Annotated in this window: 21 protein-coding genes; 5 read left to right on the top strand and 16 right to left on the bottom strand. The window is 60.9% G+C overall.

Translation table 11 applies throughout. The features are described from left to right. The first annotated feature begins 5 nt into the window (after positions 1-5). The 3 genes from cyoE to H7R73_RS07725 all read left to right on the top strand — a co-directional run bounded on the left by cyoE (position 6) and on the right by H7R73_RS07725 (position 2991). Complete coding sequence (gene cyoE, locus H7R73_RS07710) at positions 6-899, top strand: heme o synthase (RefSeq protein WP_010673685.1); 894 nt, start codon at positions 6-8, stop codon at positions 897-899. Between the two features lie 279 nt (positions 900-1178). Then, on the top strand, positions 1179-2540 hold the full coding sequence (locus tag H7R73_RS07720; RefSeq protein WP_103260467.1) for an MFS transporter: 1362 nt from the start codon (positions 1179-1181) through the stop codon (positions 2538-2540). Between the two features lie 82 nt (positions 2541-2622). Beyond that, positions 2623-2991, top strand: coding sequence for a DUF1428 domain-containing protein (locus H7R73_RS07725; protein WP_010673687.1), 369 nt, complete (start codon positions 2623-2625; stop codon positions 2989-2991). Between the two features lie 142 nt (positions 2992-3133). Here H7R73_RS07725 and tauD read toward each other — a convergent pair whose 3' ends face one another. From tauD to H7R73_RS07755, 6 genes are all read right to left on the bottom strand, one after another. Next, positions 3134-3985: a taurine dioxygenase gene (gene tauD / locus H7R73_RS07730; protein WP_043155533.1), complete on the bottom strand. Its 852-nt coding sequence runs from the start codon at positions 3983-3985 to the stop codon at positions 3134-3136. A gap of 79 nt (positions 3986-4064) precedes the next feature. Beyond that, positions 4065-4895 carry a taurine ABC transporter permease TauC gene (gene tauC, locus H7R73_RS07735; RefSeq protein ID WP_102948679.1) on the bottom strand — a complete coding sequence of 277 codons (831 nt, stop codon included), beginning with the start codon at positions 4893-4895 and terminating at the stop codon, positions 4065-4067. Next, complete coding sequence (gene tauB / locus H7R73_RS07740; RefSeq protein ID WP_103260466.1) at positions 4892-5659, bottom strand: taurine ABC transporter ATP-binding subunit; 768 nt, start codon at positions 5657-5659, stop codon at positions 4892-4894. Before tauB ends, tauC begins: the two co-directional genes overlap by 4 nt. 16 nt (positions 5660-5675) lie before the next feature. Continuing rightward, complete coding sequence (tauA, locus tag H7R73_RS07745) at positions 5676-6650, bottom strand: taurine ABC transporter substrate-binding protein (protein ID WP_103260465.1); 975 nt, start codon at positions 6648-6650, stop codon at positions 5676-5678. A 288-nt stretch (positions 6651-6938) separates the two neighbouring features. After that, complete coding sequence (locus H7R73_RS07750) at positions 6939-8042, bottom strand: ElyC/SanA/YdcF family protein (protein ID WP_010673688.1); 1104 nt, start codon at positions 8040-8042, stop codon at positions 6939-6941. A 149-nt stretch (positions 8043-8191) separates the two neighbouring features. After that, the gene (locus tag H7R73_RS07755; protein WP_010673689.1) at positions 8192-9085 is read right to left on the bottom strand and encodes a LysR family transcriptional regulator; all 894 of its coding nucleotides are present in this window, start codon (positions 9083-9085) and stop codon (positions 8192-8194) included. Between the two features lie 100 nt (positions 9086-9185). On the opposite strand from H7R73_RS07755, the gene H7R73_RS07760 reads away from it, so the two are divergent. Beyond that, the gene (locus H7R73_RS07760) at positions 9186-9674 is read left to right on the top strand and encodes a DMT family transporter (RefSeq protein ID WP_103260464.1); all 489 of its coding nucleotides are present in this window, start codon (positions 9186-9188) and stop codon (positions 9672-9674) included. Between the two features lie 10 nt (positions 9675-9684). Continuing rightward, positions 9685-10119 carry a DMT family transporter gene (locus H7R73_RS07765; RefSeq protein WP_103260463.1) on the top strand — a complete coding sequence of 145 codons (435 nt, stop codon included), beginning with the start codon at positions 9685-9687 and terminating at the stop codon, positions 10117-10119. 272 nt (positions 10120-10391) lie between these two features. Here H7R73_RS07765 and H7R73_RS07770 read toward each other — a convergent pair whose 3' ends face one another. The 10 genes from H7R73_RS07770 to H7R73_RS07815 form a co-directional block, all read right to left on the bottom strand. Further along, positions 10392-10634 (bottom strand): DUF3297 family protein, encoded by a 243-nt coding sequence (locus H7R73_RS07770; RefSeq protein WP_010673692.1) that lies wholly within the window; start codon positions 10632-10634, stop codon positions 10392-10394. Between the two features lie 102 nt (positions 10635-10736). Beyond that, positions 10737-10916 carry a hypothetical protein gene (locus tag H7R73_RS07775; RefSeq protein WP_103260461.1) on the bottom strand — a complete coding sequence of 60 codons (180 nt, stop codon included), beginning with the start codon at positions 10914-10916 and terminating at the stop codon, positions 10737-10739. Positions 10917-11094: 178 nt separating this feature from the next. Continuing rightward, on the bottom strand, positions 11095-11382 hold the full coding sequence (locus H7R73_RS07780; protein ID WP_103260460.1) for a hypothetical protein: 288 nt from the start codon (positions 11380-11382) through the stop codon (positions 11095-11097). 156 nt (positions 11383-11538) lie between these two features. Then, on the bottom strand, positions 11539-12000 hold the full coding sequence (locus tag H7R73_RS07785) for a DUF6678 family protein (protein WP_109422160.1): 462 nt from the start codon (positions 11998-12000) through the stop codon (positions 11539-11541). A 106-nt stretch (positions 12001-12106) separates the two neighbouring features. Beyond that, positions 12107-12484 carry a DUF6896 domain-containing protein gene (locus H7R73_RS07790; protein WP_103260458.1) on the bottom strand — a complete coding sequence of 126 codons (378 nt, stop codon included), beginning with the start codon at positions 12482-12484 and terminating at the stop codon, positions 12107-12109. Between the two features lie 241 nt (positions 12485-12725). Next, positions 12726-13031: a hypothetical protein gene (locus tag H7R73_RS07795; protein WP_158657343.1), complete on the bottom strand. Its 306-nt coding sequence runs from the start codon at positions 13029-13031 to the stop codon at positions 12726-12728. A 388-nt stretch (positions 13032-13419) separates the two neighbouring features. Beyond that, positions 13420-13608 (bottom strand): hypothetical protein, encoded by a 189-nt coding sequence (locus tag H7R73_RS07800; RefSeq protein WP_103260457.1) that lies wholly within the window; start codon positions 13606-13608, stop codon positions 13420-13422. An 85-nt stretch (positions 13609-13693) separates the two neighbouring features. Further along, the gene (locus H7R73_RS07805) at positions 13694-14089 is read right to left on the bottom strand and encodes a DUF2750 domain-containing protein (RefSeq protein WP_103260456.1); all 396 of its coding nucleotides are present in this window, start codon (positions 14087-14089) and stop codon (positions 13694-13696) included. Between the two features lie 92 nt (positions 14090-14181). Next, the gene (locus H7R73_RS07810; RefSeq protein ID WP_158657342.1) at positions 14182-14451 is read right to left on the bottom strand and encodes a hypothetical protein; all 270 of its coding nucleotides are present in this window, start codon (positions 14449-14451) and stop codon (positions 14182-14184) included. Between the two features lie 156 nt (positions 14452-14607). After that, on the bottom strand, positions 14608-15291 hold the full coding sequence (locus H7R73_RS07815; RefSeq protein ID WP_158657341.1) for an alpha/beta family hydrolase: 684 nt from the start codon (positions 15289-15291) through the stop codon (positions 14608-14610). Between the last annotated feature and the right edge of the window lie 114 nt (positions 15292-15405).

Below are 15405 nucleotides of genomic sequence, written 5' to 3' on the forward strand. Positions count from 1 at the left end.
GGTTGATGATGATGAAGCAATACCTGCAAGTGACCAAGCCGGGCATCATCTTCGGCAACCTCATCTCGGTTATCGGGGGATTCCTGCTGGCCTCGAAGGGGAGCCTGGATGTGCCCCTGTTCATCCTGACCATGGTGGGGGTGTCACTGGTGGTGGCCTCCGGTTGCGTGTTCAACAACTACATCGACCGGGACATCGACTGCATCATGGAGCGCACCAAGAACCGCGCCCTGGTGCGGGGGCTCATCGCCCCCGGTGTCTCCCTCTGGTATGCGACGGCGCTGGGCGTTGCGGGCATTGCACTGCTCTACTTTGCGGCCAATCCGTTGGCCGCCTTGCTGGCGGTGCTGGGCTTCCTGGTTTATGTGGGGGTCTACAGCCTCTACATGAAGCGCCACTCGGTCTATGGCACCCTGGTCGGCAGCCTCTCCGGCGCCGCGCCGCCGGTCATCGGCTACTGCGCGGTGAGCGGGCAGTTCGACTCGGGGGCCCTGATCCTGCTGGCGATCTTCAGCCTGTGGCAGATGCCGCACTCCTATGCGATCGCCATCTTCCGCTTCAAGGACTACCAGGCCGCCAACATCCCGGTGCTGCCGGTGGTGAAGGGGATCCCGGTGGCCAAGCTCCACATCACCCTCTACATCCTGGCGTTCATGGTGCCGACCCTGATGCTGTTCCTCGGCGGCTACGCCGGGTACAAGTATCTGGTGGTGGCCACCGCGGTGAGCGTCTGGTGGCTGGGGATGGCCCTGTCGGGCTACAAGGCGGCGGTGGACGACTCCCTCTGGGCGCGCAAGCTGTTCATGTTCTCCATCGTCACCATTACTTGCCTGAGCGTGATGATGTCGGTGGACTTCCAGCCGGACGCAGCGCCTGTATTGGTGAGCATGCTGCCCTGACGCTGGAGCTGACATGTTCTCCATCGTCGTCATCATCTTCACCTGCCTGAGCGTGATGATGTCGGTGGGCTTCCAGCCGGACGCAGCGCCGCTGCTGGTGAGCATGCTGCCCTGATAGTGTGAACTGCACCCCTGAAATGCATGAAATCCAGAGCCGGGAATCTTCCCGGCTCTGCTATTATGGGCGCCGCCCTGCGAGGGGCATCGCCGATTTTCGGGGGCGGCCGGGCGCCTGTCACCCCTTTCTTTTCCTCTTCTTTTTGACTCATCGAGGCCCTCATGAATGATTTCACCATGACGAGGGGCGAGCGACGCGCGACCTGGGCGCTCGGCTCCGTCTTCTCGCTGCGCATGCTCGGCATGTTTATGGTGCTGCCGGTGCTGACCACCTACGGCATGTCCCTGGCGGGCGCCTCCGAGGCGCTCATCGGGCTTGCCATCGGCATCTACGGCATGACCCAGGCCCTGTTCCAGATCCCCTTCGGCCTGCTCTCCGACAAAGTGGGGCGCAAGCCCCTCATCGTCGGCGGCTTGCTGATGTTTGCCCTTGGCAGCGTCATCGCCGCCCTGAGCGACGCCATCTGGGGGGTCATCGTTGGGCGCGCCCTGCAAGGGAGCGGCGCCATCTCCGCCGCCGTCATGGCGCTCCTGTCGGATCTCACCCGGGAGCAGAATCGCACCAAGGCGATGGCCTTCATCGGGGTGAGCTTTGGCATCACCTTCGCCATCGCCATGGTGACCGGCCCCCTCATCACCCATGCCCTGGGCTTGTCCGGCCTCTTCTGGCTCATCGCCCTGCTGGCCCTGGCCGCCATCGCCATGGTGCTCTGGGTGGTGCCGACCCCGGCGGCCCACCTGCAAAATCGCGAGTCCGCCATGGTGCGAGGCAGCTTTCGTACCGTGCTCACCAACCCTCGCCTGCTCAAGCTCAACCTCGGCATCCTCTGCGTCCACACCCTGCTGATGTCGAGCTTCGTGGCCCTGCCGCCCCTGCTGGAGCGTGCCGGGCTGCCCCGTGACAGCCAGTGGCAGGCCTATCTGGCCACCATGTTGATCGCCTTCGTGAGCGTGGTGCCCTTCATCATCTATGCCGAGAAGCACCGCCGGATGAAGCGGGTCTTCATCGGGTGCGTGGTGGTGATGCTGGCCGCCGAGCTGGTGCTCTGGCAGAGCGGCCAGCAGCTGTGGGGTCTGCTCGCCGGGTTGCAGCTCTTCTTCATCGGCTTCAACGTGATGGAGGCGCTGCTGCCGTCTCTCATCAGCAAGGAGTCCCCGCCGGGCTACAAGGGCACCGCCATGGGGGTCTACTCCACCAGTCAGTTCCTCGGGGTCGCCATCGGCGGCAGCCTCGGCGGCCTGCTTTACAGCCTGGGGGGCGGCCCCCTGGTGTTTGGCGGTTGTGCCGCTCTGGCCCTTGCCTGGCTCGGGGTGAGCCTCACCATGGCCGAGCCCCCCTATGTGAGCAGCCTGCGCATCGTGCTGCCGGAAGGGGTCGATGCCACCCCGGCCCTGGAGCAGCGGATCCGCGCCTGCGAGGGGGTGAGCGACGTGCTGCTGGTGCGCGAGGAGCACTCCCTCTACGTGAAGGTGGACAGCAAGCGCCTGACCCGCAGCGATCTGGAGCGGCTGGTCTCTTTGTGATGGCTGGCGGCGCGGGGCGGCGCAGGCGCGGGCTGAAGGGCGGCTGCTATGCTGAGATCCTCACTCACAGGAGGAACCTCTGATGTCATACGTGGACGGATTCGTGCTCGCCGTGCCGACGGCCAACAAGCAGGCCCTGATCGATCATGCGGGGCAGTTTGACCCCATCTTCCTCGAATACGGCGCCACCCGGGTGCTGGAGTGCTGGGGGGACGACGTGCCCCACGGCAAGCAGACTGACTTTTATCGGGCGGTGGCGGCCAGGGAGGATGAAACCGTGGTCTTCTCCTGGGTGGAGTGGCCGAGCAAGGCGGTGCGGGACGACGCCATGGGCAAGATGATGCAGGACCCCAGGATGGATCCCGCCAATCCCCTGCACCAGACCATGCCGTTTGACGGCGCCCGCATGATTTTCGGAGGCTTCACCACCGTGCTGGAGCTCAAGGGCTGAGACCGGCCATCGGGGCTTCACCCTGGTGGCCGGAGCGCAAGGGCCGATAGCAACACCCAGGCCCGTCAGATGATGAAAAAGCCCGCCAGCCGGCGGGCTTTTTGCTGGGCGTTATCTCATGGTCGCTCTCCATGGGGGATGTTCAGCCCGGGCGCCAGAAGGGCTTGTCCCCGAGAATGGTGGCCCTGTGCATCACCCGGCGGGCCGGCAGGTAGTCGGCATTGGCATAGTGCTGGGTCACCCTGTTGTCCCAGATGGCGATGTCGTTCTCCTGCCAGCGCCAGCGCACCTGAAACTCGGGGCGGGTGATGTGCTCGAACAGAAAGCCGAGCAGGGCCTCGCTCTCTTTGGGGGGCAGTCCGGGCAGCCGGGTGGTGAACCCCTCGTTGACGAACAGGGCCTGACGGCCGCTCACCGGATGGGTGCGGATCACCGGGTGGCGCAGGGGCGGGTGACGGGCCACGGCCGCCTGCCAGCGCTGGCGCGCCTCCTCGCTGTCATCATGGCGATGGGCCGGGAAGGACTTGGTGAAGTCGTGCTCGGCTTCCAGCCCTGCCAGCAGGGTTTGCAGGGGCGGGGAGAGGGCCGCCAGCGCCGCGATGCCGCTGGCCCAGAGGGTATCCCCCCCGGTGGGGGGCAACTGCTTGGCGGCCAGAATGGCCAGTGCCGGGGGCGTCTCGATAAAGGTCACGTCGGTGTGCCAGTTGTCGTTGTCCGGCGGATTGTCGTCGTGGGTATCGAGCACGATGATCTCCTCGGCCTCCTCCGTGTGGGGGTAGACGGGGTGGATGTGCAGATCCCCGAAGCGGTTCGCCAGCGCCCGCTGGGCTCGCGGGGTGATGGGTTGGTTGCGAAAGAACAGCACCTGGTATTTGAGCAGGGCGCGATGGAGCTGCTCGAACTGCCCCTGGCTCAGGGGCTCTGCCAGATTGACGCCGGCGATGACGGCGCCGATGTGGGGGCCGAGGGGGGTAATGGTCAACTTGTCGGTCATGGTCTTGCTCCATGTCTGGGGGCGTGAAGGCCCGATGCCAATAGGAAAGGGAGGCGAAGGATCGCGGTCAGCCTGTGGCTCATTGTCCTTCTCCATGCCAGGGGGTGAGCCTGCGCTGCAGGGCGCGCAGGCCCAGTTCCAGTACGAAGGCGATCAGGGCGATCACCAGGATGCCCGCCAGCACCACGTCGGTGGCGAGAAACTCGCCGGCGGATTGCACCATGAAGCCCACCCCCCGGGTGGCGGCGATAAGCTCGGCCGCCACCAGGGTGGACCAGCCCACCCCGAGCCCGATGCGCAGCCCGGTCAGGATGTCCGGCAGGGCGCCGGGCAGGATCACGTGCCAGAGTACCTGGGACCGGGATGCGCCCAGCGCCTGGGCCGCCCGCACTCGCACCGCGTTGGCGCTCTGCACCCCCGCCAGGGTTGCCAGGGCCACGGGCGCGAAGATGGCCAGATAGATGAGCAGCACCTTCGATGTTTCACCGATGCCAAACCAGATCACCATGAGAGGCAGGTAGGCGAGCGGCGGCACCGGGCGGTAGAGCTCAATGAGGGGATCCAGCACGCCGCGCACCGTGGGGGAGAGCCCCATCGCGATGCCCACCGTGATGCCAAAGAACGCCGCGGCAGCGAGCGCCACCAGGATGCGCCCCAGGCTGGCTCCCAGGTGTTGCCACAGGGTGGCATCCATAAAGCCCGTTGGGCCTGCGATGGTGATGAGCTGTGCCAGCACCCGCTGTGGGGGCGGCAGGAACAGGGGATCGACCCAGCCGAAGTGGGCCACCAGCCACCACAGGGCCAGCAGCACGAGCAGGGTGGCGAGGCTCAGGGTCAGACGGCGGGACAGGGGCCAGCCCGCTGCCCGTGCGTGGGTGAGATCCCGTTGCCGGGCGAGGGCGAGGGTCATGCGAAGGCCTCCCGCTCTGCGAACACCCGTTCCAGCACGTATTCACGGCGCTCGATGAAGGCCGGATCGGACTTGATGCTGCGGCAGGGCTCCCCGGCGGCGAAGCGGCGACCGAAATCCAGGGTCAGCCGCTCCGTCACCCGCCCGGGAGAGGGGGAGAGCAGCACCAGATCGGTGGCCATGAAGATGGCCTCCTCGATATCGTGGGTGATGAGCAGCACCTGACGCCGCTGCTCGTGCCACAGGCGCAGCAGCAGAGTCTGCATCTGCTCCCGGGTGAAGGCGTCCAGGGCGCCGAAGGGCTCGTCCAGCAGGAGCAGGCGGGGCTGGGTGGCGAGGGCCCGGGCGATGCCGACCCGCTGGCGTTGGCCGCCGGAGAGCTGCCAGATGGCGCGATCGCCGGCCCCCTCCAGCCCCACCTGACGCAGCAGTGCCTGGGCCTGTTCGGTGCGCTCGGCACTGGGCACACCCGCCAGCTGCAGGCCGAGGGCCACGTTGTCTCGCACGTTGCGCCAGGGCAGCAGCCCCTCGCTCTGGAACACCACGCCGCGCTCGGCGCCGGGGCCGGTGACCGGCTTGCCCTCAAGGCTTATCTGGCCGTGGTGGCAAGGCTCGAAGCCCGCCACCAGGTTGAGGAGGGTCGTCTTGCCCGAGCCCGAGGGCCCCAGCACCACCATCAGCTCCCCCTCGGACAGGGAGAGGTTGATGTTGTCGAGCACCCGTCTGCCGGCGTACTCGGCGGACACATGAGAGAGCTGCAACATGGTCGTCTCCTTGGATTTACTGGGCCACGGCTTTCACGAAGCGATCGGTCACGAACTGGCGGTAGTCCGAGGCGGCGTTCGCGACCTTGCCCTGGCTCTCGAGGAAGCGGGCGGTGTCGATGATGGTCTGGTTGACGAGGCGCCCGAGCTCGGCACTCTGGGCCTTCGCATCGAGGTAGGTGTTGCCCTTCACCAGCGTAGGAACGTCCGCCTCGGGAACGCCGCTCAGCTTGGCCAGCTTGGCGAGGTTGTCCGGCTTGGTGAGCCAGCCGTCGGGGTTGGCCAAGTAGTCGCGCTGGGCGGCCAGGGTGCTGTTCACGAAGGCCTGCACCACTTCGGGGTGGGCCTTGGCAAAGTCCTTGCGCACTACCCAGACGTCCAGGGTCGGCGCCCCCCAGTCACCCACCTGGGCGGAGTCGGTCAGCACCTTGCCCTCCTTGGTGAGCTGGTTGAGGGCGGGGGCCCAGACATAGGCGCCGTCGATGTCGCCCCGCTGCCAGGCGGCGATGATGGCTGGTGGTTGCAGGTTGACGATCTGCAGCGTCGCGGGGTCGACGTTCCAGTGCTTGAGGGCCGCCAGCAGGCTGTAGTGAGTGGTGGAGGTATAGGGCACGGCGATGCGCTTGCCCGCGAGATCCTCGGGTTTTGCGAGCCCCTGCTTCACCACCAGAGCCTCGGACTCCCCGAGCTTGGAGGCGAGCAGGAACACCTCGATGGGCAGGTTCTGGCTTGCCGCCACCGCCAGGGGGCTGGAGCCGATGTTGCCTATCTGCACGTCGCCAGAGGCGAGCGCCCGTACCACGCTGGCGCCGCTGTCAAACTTGCGCCAGTCCACGGTGGCGCCGCTCTCCCTGGCGAAGCTGTTGTCGGCCTGGGCCACCTTGGCGGGTTCGGCGGAGGTCTGGTAGGCCACGGTGACGTCGAGGGCCTGGGCGGACTGGCCGAGCAGCATGGAGGCTGCGAGCCACAGAGAGATGCCTTTTGCTGTCATGATGCACTTCCTTGTTGGGGGGGTTGGAAGCCACATCTTTATCTGAACATCCCCGGGGGCGAAGGAACGAGAAGGGTGTTCTCATGCCGTTTGGTTCTTAGAAAAAGAACGGTAAATCAATGATCTGATTGAGATATGCCAGAAAGTGGATAGCTTGCTCACCCGCCATCTATCGGGTGTCTGGCGCAAGGGGTCAGCAGGTGCGTGCAGGGGCTGGCCAACAGGGAGGGCAGTGACTGGCAGGGAGAAGAGAGGAAAAGGCCCCGCCAGGGTGGCGGGGCCGGGGGATCAGCGCTCCACCAGCGGGGCCGAGCGGTAGCTCCACAGGCCATAGGTGCGCAGGGCGTCCCGGTAGATGCCAAGCAGCTCCTCCGGGCTTGCCTTGGCCAGGGCCGAGAGGGGCTTGTCCGGGTAGGCGACGCTGTCGATGCGGATGTTCGCCGGGCCGCTCTGCCAACAGGCGATTTCCAGCAGGGTCTGGCCCCGGCGCACATGGCTCGCCGAGCTCACCAGGGTGGCGAACTCAATCTCGTGGCGGGCGAGGGCATAGCCGCTGTAGAGGGCGTTCTCCACCGTGCTGGTGGCGTAGTTCTCCTCGATGATGCGGGAGCGGTCGATGCCCTTTTTCGCCAGCCAGTCCGCCATCAGCTTGCCCTCGGTCTGGCGGTTCTGGGGCACGCCGCCGGTGAGGATGACGAGGGCTGCCGGATCGGCCTGGGCCAGGGCGCGGGTGGTCTCGAGGCGTCCCAGCAGGATGTCGTGCATGGAGCCGTCGGGATTGAGGGCATAGCCCAGGGTGACGATGGCGCGGCGCCCCTTCTTCTCGCCCCGTCCCTGACGCTCCTTGAGGGGGGTGGCGACCACTCTGTCCACGGTGGCGAACAGCCGCTGCAAGTCGGCGGCGCGACCGGCATTGAGCTCGCCGACCCGCTTGAGGTAGCCATCGGATTTGGCCTGGTTGCCCTTGAAGCGCTGCCAGGTGGCCAGATAGGTGTTGATGTCCAGATCGTCCGGGGCGGCGGTGAGGGCCTGCTCGAACAGGGCGATGGCCCTGTCCACGTTGCCGTTGTAGATCTGGGCGTTGGCCGCCGAGATGAGCAGATCGGTGCGATAGGGCTCAAGCTGGTGGGCCTCCAGCAGCAGGGTAGTCACCTGCTCCATGTTGCTCGGCATCTTGGCGGTAAAGCCCGCATCGGAGACCCGGGCAGGGGAGTGGAAGATGCGGGCGGCGTCTGCCAGCAGCTGATCCACCACCTGGCGCTTGCTGATGAACTGCTCGTAATTCTGCTCCTTTTGCAGGGAGCGCACCGGGGCGGCCCAGGCATCGGATGAGACAACGAGCGGCAGCGTCAGCAGGCTGGTGAGGGTCAGGGCAATCGCGGTTTTCTTCATCATGGGGCTCCCTCTGGGGTGCGGGGCGCGATGCCGTGGCTCGTCCCCTGAATGCTTTTCCAATAAAAACAGATGCTTGGTTTGCTGCTTACTCTACTCCCTTCCCGATGAAAAAAACGTGAACCGTTCCGGTTATCCCGATGCCCCCCTCAGCGCAGCCCCAGACGTTCCTGCAGGAAGGCCAGCCAGGCCTCCACCTTGGCGGGCAGGTGGCGGCGCTTGGGATAGACGCACCAGATGCCGTGCTCGGGCAGGGCATGGTCTGGCAGGACGGGCACCAGCCGCCCGATGGCGAGATCCCGCGCCACGATGAAGTCCGGCATGTTGCCGATGCCAAGCCCCGCCAGCAGCGCGGTGTGGATGGCATCGCTGTTGTTGACCTCGAAATTGCCCCTGGGGGTGATGGCCACCTCTCCTTCGGGCCCGTGCAGCCGCCACTGGGTGCCGCCGCGAAACAGGGAGTAGAAGAGGCAGTTGTGGCGCTCGAGATCCGCCGGGGTGCGGGGCGTGCCGGCCTGCGCCAGGTAGGCGGGGGCGGCGCACAGGGTGCTGAGACAGGGGGCGAGGCGGCGGGCGACCAGGCTCGAATCCTCCAGCTCGCCGATGCGCACCGCCACGTCGAACCCCTCAGCCACCAGATCCTGCCGGGCGTCGCTCATCTCCAGCTGCAACTGCACCTCGGGGTGAAGGGCGAGAAACTCGGGGACAAGGGGGGCGATGTGGCGCCGGCCATAGACCATGGGCACCGTCACCCGCAGCAGGCCGCGGGGGGCCGATTGCAGGGCGCCGATGGCATCTTCCCCGTCGCTGGCCAGGCGCACTGCATGGCGGACCGTCTCGAAGTAGCGCTCCCCCGCCTCGGTGAGGGTGAGGGAGCGGGTGGTGCGATAGAGGAGCTGGCAGCCGAGGGCCTGCTCGAGCTGACTCACCTTCTTGCTCAGCACCGACTTGCTGAGGCCGAGCTGACGGGCGGCGCCGGAGAAAGTGCCCGACTCCACCACGGCGACGAAGGCCGGGAGCAGGGCGAAGGCTTCCTGGTTCATGTTGTTCTCGATATGGAAACAATGTTGTTCCAGGAGGGTAGATTATCCCCAAATCAAAAACAATTTACCCTGCTCGTCAATTCAACCAAGGAGCAACCCCATGATCCCCCCGCTTGTTGACGGCGGCTCCGGCCGCCCCGCCCTCGGACAGACACTTGGCCAGACCCTGGGCGCCCTGGCCGCCTTCGCCGCCGGCCTGCTGCTGGCGCTGATGATCGCCCAGAACGGTGCCCTGTCCCGCGCCACCGACCCCTGGCTCGCGAGCTGGCTGGCCCACGGGGTCGGCACCCTGGTGGCCGGGCTCCTGTGGTGGCTCTCCCCAAGGCCCCCGACGCCGGAGGCGGCCCCGCCCTGGGCCTGGCTCGGCGGTCTGCCGGGGGCGCTCACCGTGGTGCTGGCGGCCCTCTGCCTCAACTCGCCCCTCGGCATGGCGGGCACCCTGGCCCTGCTGCTGCTCGGCCAGCTGCTGTTTGGTGCCCTGTGCGATGGCCTCGGCTGGCTCGGGCTGACCCGCCGCCGCCCCTCGGGAAAGGACGCGCTCGCCGCCCTGCTGGTGCTGGCCGGCGCCCTGCTTATCGTGCTGCATTAGGAGAGACACCATGACCTTATTGATCCTGCTGGGACTGCTGAACGGCGTGGCGGTGAGCCTGTCGCGCACCCTCAATGGCCGCCTCGCCAGCGCCCGGGGCGCCATGACGGCGTCCCTTGCCAACCACCTGTTCGGCTTCGGGCTGCTCGGCGCCCTGCTCATCCTCAAAGGGGCACCCTGGGAGCGGCTCGCCGGGCTCGATCCCTGGCTGCTGCTCGGCGGGGTGCTGGGGGCGCTGTTCGTCGCCATCAGCAGCTGGGCCATCGGCCGGATCGGCGCCCTGGCCTGCGCCCTGCTCATCGTCACGGGCCAACTGGCGGGGGGCGCCCTGCTCGATGCCCTGGCTGGACGGCTGGCCGCGAGCGATCTGCTCGGCATCCTGCTGGTGCTGGCGGGGGCTGCGCTGCAACGCTGGCAGGCCGGCAAGTCGCGCTCCCGAGGGTGAGTGATGCTGTGATGGCCTGGGTAAACCGGCAGGGATGACAAGAGTGTCGCCCTGCCTGGATGCCAAAGGCGGCTCGCCTGTCGGATCAGGGCCCAGATGAAAAGGAAAAGGCGAAAGAAAGGGAGGGAAAGGAAGAAACAGGAAGGCAACAGAGAGCAAAGAAAGAGAGGCGCCTGTCACCCTGGGCCGCCCTCAACAGCAGAACACCGGCGCAAGGCCGATGTTCTGAACAGCATGGCGGCGGGCCCGGCGGGGCGCGCGGTCAGGGCCGCTTAGGCGTAGAAAGCCTCGACGGTGCCCTTGACGGTGATCAGCATGGGGTTGCCGTAGCGATCCTTGGCCTTGGGGGAGGGGATCTTCACCCAACCTTCGCTGATGCAGTACTCCTCGACATTGGTGCGCTCCTTGCCGTTCACGCGAATGCCGATCTCGTGCTCGAAACACTCCGCCACATGGTGCGGGCTGCGCGGGTTGGCCGCCAGACGGTCGGGCAGTGCAGGTTTGTTGTCGCTCATTTTATAGACCTGAGAGTGATAAAAAGTGGGTCATTGTAGGCAATGCCCGCCATGGGCTCAAGGCTGCGTCTGCGCAGCCTTGAGAATCTGTGATGAGGTCGGTCAGGAGGCGCGCCAGGCCTTGATCCTGCCATAGGCGGTGCCAGCCAGAGTGACAAGAAACATGACGACATAGCTTAAGAGCGGCGGGTCGAAATAGAGATCCTCCGGCAGGCTGCAAAGATAGAGGAAGGCAACCGCCAGAAGCGGTGTCAACAGAAGCTGGATAAGTGTTCTTGTCATGGGGCGATTCACTTATTGGATGCGAAATATGGATGAGCAGGTGCTTGTCGCGAGCCTTTCGCTGCGTTAATCAGCCATGCCAGTTGGTGTGATTCAACGTTGGGTCTTCTTCTTCGGGCACTCTATTTTGTCGCGTGCGTGCTATTTTGCGATTCCGGTCTGGCGAGGAGTTGCCTTGTCACTCCGGTAGTTGAGATAACCATGCGACAAACCATTCAGCAGGCATGGAGGCAGACTCTTTATTCAACGCAACGTGGATATCCCAGTTCGTTTCTACCTCAGCGAGGATGGGCATCACGGCATCAATCTCTGCGGGGGCATCTATATCAGCGTATTTGTTCCAGAAAGCCTCACACCAGTGAGCAATGGACTCATGATGGTGAGGTGCACTTTCTGGATGGGCGCCCCATGTCAAAACCTGTTTTACATTGTCTGGCGTAAATGCCAGCTGTATTTCATCGAGCATATTGTTTTACCTGCAACATCTGGTGTGGTGACGATGGTTGATATGTCCAGTGAAACAACCCTGTGTAGGGCATGTATTTGCACCAAGACATTCGTCGCTCTTTTTGGGGCGCAAGTCGTTTACGCAATGCAGAAAAATAAGGGTCAACACAGTACGCTAGTTCGCGCAGTGGTCCTGCCGCTGCGCCTGTAGAGACTGGTTGTGCATACAGACGAAAACGGGATGGCTCTCTTTTCTCACATAGCCCCAGACCCGGATACCACGCTCCAGCATGGTAAATTTGACACCGGCCTGGCTCGCAATATGAATCGCTTCATCCGTGAAATCTTCAATATCCGGTGCCAGCAATGCCCCTCTGGAGTGAGCCTGGTATGCCAGGACGTCCAGGAACTCCATGGCCCAGAAGTTGCCCCAATATTGGGCCAGTTCTGGTGTATAGCTCTTGCCATCTTCTGGAAATGTGGAACCATCCAGATCCGTTCGCCGGTATTGGAAGAACCTGTTGCTCTGATGCAGCAACGCAAAAAGACGATTCCATTTGGAATTGTTCGAAACAGACGTCATGCCTGCCTTGATAACATATTCTTTGACGGGCTCTCTATGTCGAATGTCCATCATTATCCTCCCGATCGAATGACACCTGGCCAGGGAAATCTACGCCGCCCTGTCGTGACACGACCCACTAAAACCAGATATGGGTTTGATAAACAACAGGTGTTGTAGATCACCTGTCAAGCGCCATTTTTATAACGCGGTCAAGCAGTTCTTCATCCTCATAGAGCTCGCGGTACGCGGTGAAAGAGAGGTTGCCTTCATTGTACTGTTTTTCAAAGAATACTTTTAAGCGCCATTCGTCGGGATCTGGCTTGTTGAAATCAAAGTCTATTCCACCGACAGAAGCAGTTCGGTATATATCGACACCAACACCATGAGTACGATAGACCCAATGAGTCCCTGGTATGGTCATGCTTCCCCTATGCTTTGGCTCCAATATTTCCTCTGCAGAGGCCAGATGAAAAACACGTACAAGCAGCTCTTCAGCCCACTTCCTTTGTGCATACCATAGCGGAATAAGGTTTTTGATTTTTTCCAGATTGTCCATTTTGCCTTCTCAGATTCTATGTTATGGCGTGTTATATCCAGCGGCGGCAACCTATCTCGCGGTCAACATGCATAACAGAAAATTGTTCTGCGGCAGATTCTGTGTTTGGGATTTGGCTGCAATATTGCCCGACCTGTTGGCAAGATGGGGTGGTCAATCCAGACCAGTGAAGGCTATGAACGTCTTGAATGACAGGCCGACAAGACAGGAGTGATCATGGGAACAACCGCTCATAAAGCTCTTATTCAAATGGCATGCCAAACGGGCTGGCAGTCACCAGATTCTTGCTGTAGCCATGTTTGTTTCCCTGTGCAATAAACCCCAGTGGAGTACCCTTGACCAACAGGGCGACGGAATGACCGTCAGGCGCCCAACGCAGCTCAATATCGCTTTCGAGGGGTGCATCACCTTCACTACCAGGAACAACAAACTTGAGGATTGCCGGCGGTGCGTTGTTGTCGCAGTGCTCATTCAGATGTTCAGGGGATGGTACCGTATTGAGCAGCCAACAGTCCGCTGCAGGGTAATCAGACCCGGAGTCTGTCATGTAGAGCCAGACCGAAGTCCCTTCATCAGCAAGAATGGCCGCCTTATGGGAAGCAGGATGTCTTTCAGATAAAAAAGGGGGTTCATTTTTGATGAGCCTCAGATTGAGAGCATGATCGCACCATCAGATACCAGGTCCTTACCGGGATATCCGAATATGCCTGATGGAAATATATTCATGGTGAGGGATTGATACACGACCTGGATTGCGGTGCAAACATGAACATCAACCAGGAAAATTCATATAGCGCCAGTTCACAGCGATATAATTTGTTTTTTTCAAGCATATTGACTGATTTTTAGAGCCTGCCAAATTGATAAAAATGAATCGCTACATGATCCACCTGTTATCACAAAATTGAAAAGCATCATGGTTAAAGCATGTCTTGTCATTGACTTTCTGTTATTTTTGGAACCAGAACCAATATCAATGTTGCAACCGGGCCTAGCAGCAATGAAATAAAAAACCAGGCCAAACCGCTACGATTCTTCCCTTGGGCGAGGACAGCATTGATTAGCATCAATGTCCCCCACCCAACAAAAAACTGCTTGCCGGTTTCAATGTAGTCTGGGTTCAAAAGATGCTCCTTTTCTTTTATCTGCTGTGGTCCGAGTTCAGGCGCCGTTATGAGAAGCCCGACAGGAATGGGTGACCGCTGACACCTAGTAGTTTTCCAGTTCATATGCCAGGGCTGCCGATAACGCTTGTGCCGTCATGGTCACAGCGGCGTCCTGAGGGGTGGGGAATATTGCGAGCGGAACGCCCAGTCTGGACATTTCAGGCAACCACTCGTCCATCAAGTCGTCCAGGCCAATGATCTCAGGTTTCGCCGTTGACCAAGGACCCGTGGCACATGCGCTGGCGTATTCAGGGTGAGGCCAGATGGCAAATGCTGGCTTGCCACAACCATCAATATCGCCAGACACCCAGCCGTCAGATGCACGCAATCCCCAGGCAGACTCCTGGTCTGCGACGCGTTTGATGAAATGCATGACACGCTCTGTCGACGGAAGAGCAAGGACGTTTTGCATTTCCTTTTCAGTGAGTCGGTAGCTCATATTTTCTCAATGGTTAATATAGAACCCGTGGCTGTTTTCAAGTGCCGGTTTTTGGTGAGTGGTGTGCTGCATGGATTGCCAACAACTGGCTGCTACAGAGACATCTCAATGTTGGCAAGCGCCATTTGCTTTTTTGGATCCCAGTTTAATGGAATCGATTTTTTACTCCCCCACCATGCGCAATGTTTTGTTTCAACCCATTGATGACGGATCTTGGCAAAATGCTCAGGTGTGGAGTGTTGATCATAATCAAAACCTGACTCGGCACCACAACATGCGCAAATATCAAAAGTGGTGCAATTTGACTCATCCAACACGGTTATATCTGTAAAGCCACAGATTGGGCATCCTTCACTTTTCAAGAATACCTCAATAGTAATTAGCCGGAAAGGCAGTAATAATAAAAAGGTGGTCTCATCATCAAAAAAGAACCACCTCTGGTCAATAGGCAGGTGAACTGATTATCCCGACTGTTTCAAACCGTCCCTGGTCTCAACACATGCATCTGTTTATAAATATCAAGACCGTTTCACCAAACCCGAGTAGCTTTCAATGGCATCAACCAATCGGGTGATGGTGGCATCATCGACAGTGAAATTATGATTCGTATCAAAATAAGAGATCTGAATATTCTCACTGAGAGGGTAGTGATCTTCTATACCCAGACCACCATATTCATCATGAACACCTTGGATAATCAGCATGGGAGTTTGGAGATTGGCCAGATGCTGATAACGTTCTGGCTCATCCTGCGAATCAGGATGTTTGAAAGGGTAGCCCAGGCAAATTATTTTCTTGAGACCCAGTTCATCGGCGATCAATGATGACACCCGTCCACCTGAAGAGCGTGCAAGCACGATGACACGTTCAGCGATACTCTGGCTGCTGATTGTCTTCTTGAGAAAATCACAACGAGATAACACAGCGTTGTCTTTCCTGTGATACAGATAGGAAAAATACGATGGGTGCAAGATACCATAGAGTACCTGTGCCGCCCGAAGATGTAATCGTTCCAGGCGTTTTGGAAGAAGACGGAGCCGTTTTACCCATTTTCTGAATGAAAAAATGAAGCCGGCCGCTGGATCCTCCCAACGAATGTCGACATTGTTTTTTCTCAATCTGGTCAGCAGGGCCTGGTTCAATGCTTCATCTCTTTGCCAATCGTCGCGGCCGACTAAAAGCAGAATTGGAGTCTTGGTCACACTCAGATCTCGATACGATGGAAAAGTCCCGGCTATGTTGCCGGATTATTGGTCGATATCGAAGCCCTTGCAGTGGTTGAACCTGCATTGAGCGCCATCTTTTTCGAGTCTGGC

The sequence above is a fragment of the Aeromonas sp. WP2-W18-CRE-05 genome (assembly GCF_014168615.1).
Classification (GTDB): domain Bacteria; phylum Pseudomonadota; class Gammaproteobacteria; order Enterobacterales; family Aeromonadaceae; genus Aeromonas; species Aeromonas caviae.